Annotated in this window: 7 protein-coding genes; all 7 read right to left on the bottom strand. The window is 35.4% G+C overall.

What is annotated here, in order from left to right; translation table 11 throughout:
* Nucleotides 1-248 precede the first annotated feature (248 nt).
* On the bottom strand, nucleotides 249-1,691 hold the full coding sequence (glgA, locus tag GSA01S_RS07695) for a glycogen synthase GlgA (RefSeq protein ID WP_066126351.1): 1,443 nt from the start codon (nucleotides 1,689-1,691) through the stop codon (nucleotides 249-251).
* A 15-nt stretch (nucleotides 1,692-1,706) separates the two neighbouring features.
* Nucleotides 1,707-2,849: a glucose-1-phosphate adenylyltransferase subunit GlgD gene (gene glgD / locus GSA01S_RS07690; RefSeq protein WP_066126350.1), complete on the bottom strand. Its 1,143-nt coding sequence runs from the start codon at nucleotides 2,847-2,849 to the stop codon at nucleotides 1,707-1,709.
* Entirely contained in the window at nucleotides 2,836-3,987 is a 1,152-nt protein-coding gene (locus GSA01S_RS07685) for a glucose-1-phosphate adenylyltransferase (RefSeq protein ID WP_066126348.1), read from the bottom strand. Before GSA01S_RS07685 ends, glgD begins: the two co-directional genes overlap by 14 nt.
* Before the next feature lie 58 nt (nucleotides 3,988-4,045).
* Nucleotides 4,046-5,926 carry a 1,4-alpha-glucan branching protein GlgB gene (glgB, locus tag GSA01S_RS07680; protein WP_066126347.1) on the bottom strand — a complete coding sequence of 627 codons (1,881 nt, stop codon included), beginning with the start codon at nucleotides 5,924-5,926 and terminating at the stop codon, nucleotides 4,046-4,048.
* A 363-nt stretch (nucleotides 5,927-6,289) separates the two neighbouring features.
* On the bottom strand, nucleotides 6,290-6,778 hold the full coding sequence (locus tag GSA01S_RS07675) for a hypothetical protein (protein WP_066126345.1): 489 nt from the start codon (nucleotides 6,776-6,778) through the stop codon (nucleotides 6,290-6,292).
* 35 nt (nucleotides 6,779-6,813) lie between these two features.
* Nucleotides 6,814-7,515, bottom strand: coding sequence for a hydroxyacylglutathione hydrolase (gene gloB, locus GSA01S_RS07670; protein ID WP_066126344.1), 702 nt, complete (start codon nucleotides 7,513-7,515; stop codon nucleotides 6,814-6,816).
* Nucleotides 7,515-8,888, bottom strand: coding sequence for an MATE family efflux transporter (locus GSA01S_RS07665; protein WP_066126342.1), 1,374 nt, complete (start codon nucleotides 8,886-8,888; stop codon nucleotides 7,515-7,517). Before GSA01S_RS07665 ends, gloB begins: the two co-directional genes overlap by 1 nt.
* Nucleotides 8,889-10,018 lie beyond the last annotated feature (1,130 nt).

Below are 10,018 nucleotides of genomic sequence, written 5' to 3'. Positions count from 1 at the left end.
TCAAGTTTATGCCCAGCCTCAAAATAATCTTCAAAAAAGCTGATTTCATGGCAAAACTTCTCTTCTATCTCTTCAAGTAGACTTTATCCATCTTCAATACCACTAGGATTTTCATACCAAAAAAGCCGAATAGCAACTACCGTTACTACTCGACTAGGTTATCTTGACATCATGTCTTTAGCTTTTACTTTCGCACAAGAATAACAAAGCATTCTAAGTTGAGTGATGATTTAGCCCTTTTCGGTTTATCATCCTTCGTTCAATAAGCTACGATAAATATCTAAATACTGCTGAGTTGGTTGTTGCCAACTAAAATCTTTTTCCATCGCTTGACGAACTAAACCAGCCCAATGATCGGGTCGCTGATAGTAGACGGTTAATGCACGATAAATCGTTGTTAATAAATTCCAACTATTAAAGCCATTAAAGCTAAATCCAGTGCCTTCGCCTGTATATTGATTATACGGCTGGACCGTGTCTTTCAATCCGCCTGTTTCATGAACAATTGGCAAAGTACCATAACGCATCGACATCATTTGTGACAAACCACATGGTTCAAAGGCACTTGGCATTAAGAACATATCGCTACCAGCATAGATTAATTGTGCTGTTTTTAAGTCAAATTTGATTAAACTCTTCATTTTATCCGGATATTTTTGTTCGAAATATCTAAACGAATGTTCAAAGTGATCCTCACCCGTACCTAATAAAACGATTTGTACTTCAGCCTGACTCAGTAATTCATCTAAACGTTCTTCGATTAATTGGAATCCTTTTTGATCGGTTAATCGTGAAACCATGCCAATAATCGGCACATCGTCGCGTACTGGTAAACCAACAGTTTCTTGTAATGCTTGCTTATTCGCTTTTTTCCCTGATAAATCATCGACATTAAAATGATAAGGAATCAATGGGTCTGTTTCAGGATTATTGATATCATAATCAATTCCATTAATGACACCCCGAACTTTCCACTGATTATAAAGTAAAGCTCCTTCTAGTTGTTCTCCAAACTCAGGTGTCATGATTTCTTTAGCATAAGTGGAACTTACCGTTGTTACAATATCGGAAAAATTAATCGCTCCTTTCATAAAGTTTACGCGATCTTTCCATTGTAAACCATCATGAGTATAGGTATTATAACCTGTTCCAAAAACATTCGGTAAAATGCTTGGTTCAAAAATTCCTTGAAAGCGTAAATTATGAATGGTGAAAACTTTACGAATATGACGTAAACGATTTTTCCAATGATAACGGTCCACTAATAAGACCGGGACCATCGCTGTATGCCAATCATTACAATGAACAATATCGGGTATCCAATCGATTACTTCTAACATTTCAATAATCGCAGTTGAAAAGTAGCCAAAACGCTCCCCATCATCCCATTCACCATACAATGAACGGCGATCAAAATAACTTAAATTATCAATAAAATAATAGGTTACGCCTTCTAATTTCAGTGATTTAATCCCGCAATAAACATTTTTCTCTCCTAGTTGGAATCTAAAATGTCGGATTTCTTCTAATTGATCTTTATATTCTTGTGGCATTTGCACATAAATAGGTAATACAACACGAATATCGACACCTTGCTTAGCTAATTCTTTAGGCAAAGCATAGGCAACATCACCTAATCCTCCCGTTTTAAAAAACGGTGCTGCTTCTCCCGAAGCGAATAATACTTTCATTGTCATGAACTACACCTACGCTTCTACTACTGTATTTTTGCCAATCACTTTAATATTATCCGGCGTCCCAATTACTTTAGCACCTGGTTTAATCGAACATGCTTTATCAACAATAGCATATTCCACTTGTGCACCTTCCCCAATCGTTGTTCCTTGGAAAATCACACTTTCTTTCACTACAGCATCTTTATGGACATATACCTTACGATTAATGACTGAACGCGTCACTTCACCATCAATTCTAACCCCTGTACCAATAATCGATTCCGTTACTTTTGAATCATTATCATAGTAACTTGGTACACCATTTTTAGTCTTGGTTAATATTGGTTGACTTGTATAGAATAAAGAATTGAATTTAGAACGGTCTAACATATCCATATTCGCTTGATAGAAACGATCCATCGTTTCGACATTAGCTGAATAACCGGTATATTCATATACATTGACTGTATAATCCAATAAGTATTTTTCAATTAAGTTATCAACTTCTTGATAATTGCCTTCCGCTTCTGCTCGTTGAATAATTTCATTCATTTTATCAACACTTAAAATATACATATTTAAGTTCACATTGACTTTTTCGCCCACACTCGCTTCTTTTAGTGGTACGACGTCTACTAATTGTCCATATTCATCTAATTTAAGATTCATATCAACCGTATAGTCACGAACTTTATCTAAAATAACGGGTTTATAAACCATTGTAATATCGGCTTCACTGTCAATGTGATGCTTGTAAACCGGTCGAATATCCACATTGGTAATCATTTTTGAACCGGAAACAAATACATATTCTGCATGGGCACGTTTCATAAAGATGCGATGATTATCATAAAAATCATCCCCACCATGCTCGCGTAAATGACGTAATTTCCAATTTTGTTGAGAAAAAGTAAAAATTCCACCGGTAATTTGCGAATCAAGATTCCAAGAGTCACCTGAACGAATATGGTCATATACCGCACGTCCAGACTCTGAAATAAATAAGGCACATGAATCAATTTCTGCATGGGCGATACTTGATAAAGAGAAGTCTACTACTCGGTAACGACCAGCAAATGGTAGCGCCGCAATCGGACGAAGATGGGTTAACGGTTTTAATTGATCTTCATTTTCTGTTAAGTTAACAATCGCACATAATTTATTCTTCACCATCGTTTTTCGGACCTCCTATTACTTCTTCATACCCAACAACAGCAATTTTATCTTTAGTACCTACCACTGAAGCACCATCCGCAATCACCGCATTCTCACCAATAATCGCATATTCAATCGTACAATTTTCACCAATCGTAACACCTGACATCACTAAGGAGTCCGTCACTTTAGATCCTTTACCAACTTTAACATTTAATGAAAGAATCGAATGTTCGATATCTCCGGCAACATAACAACCGTCAACAACTAATGAATCATTTAATTTAGCATCCGCTGTAATAAATTGTGGTGGCGTCACAGGATTATTCGTATAAACTCGCCAATCATCTTTTGATAAGTTTAATGGGTGATCTGGCGATAAGGTTTCCATATTAGCTTCCCATAAACTTTCAATTGTTCCAACATCTTTCCAATACCCTTCAAATGGATAAGCAAAACAATTTTCACCATTATCTAGATAAGCTGGAATCACATTTTTACCAAAATCTTCCATTTCACGGGCTTTAGCTTGGTCTTCTACTAAATATCTTCTCAATGTTTTCCAATTAAAGATATAAATACCCATCGATGCTAAATTACTTTTCGGTTCTTTTGGTTTTTCTTCGAATTCAATAATACGGTTCGCATGGTCCGTATTCATAATTCCAAAACGTGAAGCTTCTTTAATAGGGACTGGTATCACACCGACTGTTAAAGTCGCATTATTTGCCTTATGATTTTCTAACATTTCAGAATAATCCATTTTATAAATATGGTCGCCTGAAAGGACTAAAACATACTCTGGATTAATCGAATCAATATAAGAGATATTTTGATAAATCGCATTGGCTGTTCCTTTAAACCATTTTTCACCGTCGGAAGAAGAATAAGGTTGTAAAATAGTCGCACCTGAGTTACGTCCGGTTAAGCCCCAAGCAGCTCCATTACCAATATGCTCATTTAGTTCAAGTGGTTGGTACTGAGTGACAACCCCTACTCTTTTAATGCCAGAATTAATACAGTTACTCATTGCATAATCGATAATCCGATATTTACCGCCAAACGGTACAGCTGGTTTGGCTATATGCTTAGTAAGTACTCCTAAACGAGTTCCTTGGCCCCCAGCCAAGATCATCGCTAACATTTCTTGTTTCATTCAAATCACTGATTACTATGTAAAGGCGCCTTACATATTCTGTAATCTTGCTCCTTCCTTATTTATTCACGCCATAGACTCTTTTCGGTTGCAAATAAATGACTGATAACGGTGGTAAATCGAGTTCAATCATGAAAGGTTCACCATTTTGTGGTCCCTCTTTGGTTTTATATATCGGATGTTCCTCGGTTCTTTGACCGCCATATTTAGCTTCATCCGAATCTAATGCTACTTGATATTGCCCCTTATAAGGCACCCCAATCGGCGTGTTATGTTGCCATTTATTTTCAAAATTACAAGCAACAATTACAAAATCACGTGGTTGTTTTCCTTGTCGGATGAGCGTTAAATACCCATCGTCATAAGTGTCAGCTTCTAATACTCTTAATCCGGCTTCTTCATGATCCAATTGATGCATTGCCTTATGTTCAACGATAAAATGATTCACATCTTTAACGAATTGCTGATACTCACTATTATATTCTCTCGTTAAATCAATCCATTCTAATTCAGAATAATAGCGCCATTCGAGATATTGTCCTAATTCATTCCCCATGAAGTTTAAGACTTTCCCAGGTTGAGCTGCCATATACCCTTGCATTAATCTTAAAGTTGAGAACTGTTCATAACGATTACCGGGAATTTTACCTAGTAAGGAATGTTTACCATGGACAACTTCATCATGTGAATAAGGCAAAATATAGTGTTCTTTATATTGATACATAAAAACAAAGGTAATTAATTGTAAATTTTTTGGCCGTTCATGTGGTGGTAATTCAAAGAAACGCAAGGTATCGTTCATCCACCCCATATTCCACTTATAATCAAAACCTAAACTATCTGGTAATTCCAATGATCCGGTAATATGTTCACGATTAGAACTTTCTTCAGCTATCATATAGACCCCTGGACATTCTTCTTTTACGGTTTCATTTAATTTTCTTAGAAAAGCAATACCTTCAAGATTTTCATTGCCACCATAAATATTAGGTGTCCAAGGACCTTGGTCAAAATCAAGAAATATCATATTCGAAACGGCATCCACTCTAATACCATCAATATGAAATTCTTTTAGCCAAAACATAACATTCGAAATAAGAAAACTATGAACTTGTGTTTTGCCTAAATCAAAATTTAAAGTCCCCCAGCCAACATTGGTTGCTCGATTAACATCTTGGTATTCAAAAGTGGGCGTCCCATCAAAATAAGCTAAGGCATAAGCATTGCGACAGAAATGACCCGGAACCCAGTCTAAAAATACTCCAATCCCATTTTCATGTGCTAAATTAACCAAATATTTTAATTCACTGAAACGCCCCATCCGTCCAGAAAGACCATAATATCCGGTAATTTGATAGCCCCAAGAAGCTTCCAGTGGATGATCCATAATCGGCATTAATTCGATATGCGTATATCCCATCTCTTTTACATAAGGGATTAAACTATCAGCTAACTCAGTTAAAGTATAATAACGACCATCAGGATGTTGTTTCCAACTCGTTGCATGAACTTCATAAATATTCAAGGGTTGTTCAAATTTATTCACACGTTCCCGACGAGACATCCATTGACCGTCAGTCCAATTAAAATCTGGTAAATCTTCAATAATAGTGGCATCTTTCGGTGCAATTTCAAAGCGATAGCCAAAAGGATCCATCTTATATTCAATATAGCCATTACCATGATCAATACCATATTTGTAACATTGCCCTGCGGTAGCATTCGCTACGAAAACACTCCAAACACCGCCTTCTAGGCGTTCCATTTGAGTTCGATCCCAATGGTTAAAATCACCAGTGAGTAAAACATTATACGCATTAGGTGCCCAGACTGAAAATAAATAGCCTGTTTGGTCGTTAACCACTGTTTTTTTACTACCTAAAAATTTATAAGCGTCTCGATGAACGCCGGTATTAAAAAAATAAACATGATCGGTCATGTTATCAATTATTGTAGTGTCGATTTAAATCATCCCCCTTAAATAAAACTATATTTTTATTATAATATTAAATTATGACCATGTAAACGAAAGTTACATTTTTTCTCATGAAAATATAATGTTTTACGTGTTTTTTACATAATGATATTCACCACTTACAAAATTTGATGATAACTTATTATACCACATTTCTGATAGCGTTTACAATCTGTTTCATACTTTTTATTTTTTCAAATGTTTTTCATTACGTAAGCATAAAAAAAGAATCATTATTTTCAAACTAAAGCTGTTTTAATAATGATTCACTAAAATAAATGAGTTGATGAAATATTTTAAATATATGAGACGCAATTTTGAAAATTGTTACCTATTTTTATTGAGTGTATCAAGTAATTTACCTACTGTCTCATGATAACTTTCATTTTGCTGAAAATAAAATACTATGCTTAATGGGTCTATTAAAGAGATATGTTGTTGCTCTATGAACTGCGGAAGTTGAGCTGCAACACTGACATCTTCACATTCAAAGATTAAGCTTTGTTGATCTTTTAACACTATTTGAACCGTTAAATACGTATTTTCACTAGCTGAAGAATAGACAATTTCCATTTTTTGAGAGATACCGAGTTCAACTGAATCGATTTGATCGTACCTCAAGCAAAGGAGTGGCTCAGAATTCTTTTTTTGAAAGAACGAGTTCATTTGATACAATTCAAGATTATCTTGTTCAAATGCCAGATAATAAAGGGGTAAGGTTTGGATGGCATTTTTAGGAAATAATCGCCCTTCAATTTCAATAATCGTCGGTATCACTGGCTCTTTAACGACTTCCTGGAACATTTTTAAATCCATATTTATCACCTCTTTTTGCTAAAAAAATATCGCCGTTAAAAGTTATCTCTCGCCTTTCTTAATTCGATAAAACTTTCAAGATTAGGCGCCATCATCAATAAATTGATGTCTCGCTCTAAACCAATGGTAGAAGGTAAGGTCTTAAGGTTATCCGCCCGCAATTGCTCAACCAATTGTAAAGCCGATTGTATCACTAGATTATCCGGTTCCATGCTATTAGCAAATTTTAAATTAGTCAAGGTATATTCATGACCAGCATAGACTTTAACTTCGTCAGCTAATGATTCAAAATATTTTAGCGCATCATATTGCGCTTGATAATCTTGAGTGAAGACTCTTCCACAACCTGCTGAAAATAAAGCATCTCCACAAAATAGGTGTTGATCATCCATTAAAAAGCTAATATGTTCTGCCGTGTGACCAGCCGTTTTTTTAACTTTAAATTGATGTTGATTGATTTCAAACTGCTGACCATCTGCTACTATATAAGTCATTTCCTCTACTTCAACAGGACCATAGACAGGTGCGTCAGGATAGTTTGATAACAACTCTTTCACCCCACCTGTATGGTCGTCGTGATGATGAGTAATGAGTACCGCAGTTAAAGGTAATTGATGATCTGTTAAAAAATCAAGTACCGGTTGAGCCTCTCCAGGATCAACGACAATCGCCCCATTAGCTTCTTTGATTACCCATATATAATTATCGGTTAATGCATTAATCGCTATTATTTCCATTATAGAACCTCCTCAAATTTACTATTTGGTCGATGCTTTAAATATTGAATACCATTATAAAAAGTATAGCCTGTTATGATAAAAGCGAGCGCATCTGCAAATGGTGCAGCATAGACAATCCCTTGTAATCCCCATAATTGAGAAAAGATGATAATTGCAGGAATTAAGAAAATCAATTGTCTGGTCAATGTTAAGAACATCGCTTTTTTTGAACTACCAATCGCCTGGAAGAAATTGGCTCCCAATATTTGAAAACCAACTACTGGCAAACATAATAACCACGCGTGTAAGGCTGGTTTAGTAAAGGCCATTAATTCAGGACTCTTATTAAACAGACCAATAATAAACTCTGGGAATAAGCGCGTCAAAATCCATCCGCCTGTCGTAATCACTGTCGCTGCCATCATGGCTAATTTTTCCGCCGTAATGATACGTGAGTATTGTTTAGCTCCGAAGTTAAAGCTCACAATCGGTTGCACCCCTTGATTAATACCAATCACTGGCATCACCAAGAAAGTTGTGATACTGTTGACGACACCCATACCAGAAACAGCAATGTCTCCTCCATATATCAATAACGTTTTATTAAGAGTCAAGTTAAGAATCGAACTCCCAATATTAGTTAAAAAGTTAGGCATTCCTAATGCCATAATATTCAAGACATCGTGCCAATTCCACTTCAATTGGCTTAAACGAATATGATGGGTATTTTTAGGATTCATAAAATAAAATAAAGTCCAACTCATGGAAATAAACTGAGAAATAATCGTTGCCCAAGCAGCACCAGCCATGCCCATCTTCAAACCAAAAATAAAAATAGGGTCTAAGATAATATTTGTACCTGCTCCAAAAAACATCGTCATCATCGCTAATTTAGGTTGACCATCAGCACGTAAAAAATTATTCATGCCTAATCCTAAAATTTGAAAAATAGAGCCAAAATAAATAATACGCATATAAGCTGCTGAATAAGGTAAAATCGTCTCGCTGGCACCGAATAATACTAATAATGGCTCTAAAAACATCGTGCCAATAATCATGAATAAAGCTCCTGACGCGATTAACAATACAAAAGCCGTATTTAACGCTTGGGTTGCCCCTTTTTCATTTCGTTCACCTAATCGTATTGAAAATAAAGTGGCCCCGCCAACCCCAAAAAGTAAGCCGATTGATAATTGTAAGATCATAATAGGAAATCCGATAGTAATCCCTGCTAACCCATTGGCTCCTAATTCGGGAGCATTACCAATAAAAATTCGGTCGATAATATTATATAAAGCATTCACAACCATCCCAATAATCGCTGGAATAGAAAATTGTAACAACAATTGCCCAATCGGTGCTGTTCCTAAACGTCTATTTCTTTCTTGCATTCACTTCACTCCATCTAATAATTCTATTATTGTTGATTATCTCATTATCTTGTGACTAAATCATCATAATGCCACATAAAACCATGCCAATGATGCCTCACTTGTGACTAAATCATCTTGGTGCCTCATCAAACCGCGCCAATGATGCCCCACTTGTGACTAAATCATCTTGGTGCCTCATCAAACCATGCCAATGATGCCTCACTTGTGACTAAATCATCTTGATGCCTCATCAAACCGCGCCAATGATGCCTCACTTGTGACTAAATCATCTTGGTGCCTCATCAAACCACGCTAATGATGCCCCAAAATGTCCTAATCTTCTATCTGCTTACTCACTCATTCTTTTGTCATGATGACTTTCGTTGACTCAGTTAGCAAAAGTAGTGATAAATCAGCATACATTAAAAGAGATTGATTTAGTTTTAAAAATCCACCCATTATATTTTAAATTGTCAACTTAACACTCCAATATTAAAAATGTACCTGATCATTCACTTGCCAATTTCAAGAAGTGATTAACCTGATTCATTAAGTTACGTCATTATAAGGTTTTATTAACAATTAACCTTCCATTTTTACTTTAATATTAAAGAAGCTAACAATTTGTCATTGAGAAAGTTATGAATTTTTGCTCAATTCGTTCTTATAATCCTTCAATCAAAACCGATTATTAATGAGAACTCCCTTTATTTAAACTACATTTTATATAATGGCTAATATAATCAAATCCTAATCATATTATGCCATATCTTGATGAATATTACTTAAATAATGATTTAAAATATCGATAAAATAGATTTCGAATGACCAAACAGTTACAAATGATTAATATTTTGCTTCTTCATACCAATTAGATATACATAAGTAGAAAACGAATCAATCTTTTCAAGAATATTTTAGCTAAAACTGAACTGTCAAATTAACATTAAAATAGACGAGTCTAGGTAAAAAACTTTTTAAATTCTGTTCAGTCATCCGTTATATTTGAAAGCACAGTGGTTGAGTGGTCTCAACCTACATCTTAACGAGGTGAGCCATAGACTTTCTTAATTCTGTTCAGTCATCCGTGTTAATTCAAAGCATAGTGGTTGAGTGGCATCAAACTGCGCCTTTTGACTTGTTTGAGG

The organism is Globicatella sanguinis NBRC 15551 (assembly GCF_001552295.1).
Lineage (GTDB): Bacteria > Bacillota > Bacilli > Lactobacillales > Aerococcaceae > Globicatella > Globicatella sanguinis.
This window is presented reverse-complemented; position numbering and strand designations above follow the sequence as displayed.

Bases quoted from the DNA above. Each gene is read 5' to 3' on its own strand.
- glgD (WP_066126350.1), bottom strand. From the start codon at position 2,849: ATGGTGAAGAATAAATTATGTGCGATTGTTAACTTAACAGAAAATGAA.
- GSA01S_RS07675 (WP_066126345.1), bottom strand. From the start codon at position 6,778: ATGGATTTAAAAATGTTCCAGGAAGTCGTTAAAGAGCCAGTGATACCG.
- GSA01S_RS07685 (WP_066126348.1), bottom strand. From the start codon at position 3,987: ATGAAACAAGAAATGTTAGCGATGATCTTGGCTGGGGGCCAAGGAACT.
- gloB (WP_066126344.1), bottom strand. From the start codon at position 7,515: ATGGAAATAATAGCGATTAATGCATTAACCGATAATTATATATGGGTA.
- glgB (WP_066126347.1), bottom strand. From the start codon at position 5,926: ATGACCGATCATGTTTATTTTTTTAATACCGGCGTTCATCGAGACGCT.
- glgA (WP_066126351.1), bottom strand. From the start codon at position 1,691: ATGAAAGTATTATTCGCTTCGGGAGAAGCAGCACCGTTTTTTAAAACG.
- GSA01S_RS07665 (WP_066126342.1), bottom strand. From the start codon at position 8,888: ATGCAAGAAAGAAATAGACGTTTAGGAACAGCACCGATTGGGCAATTG.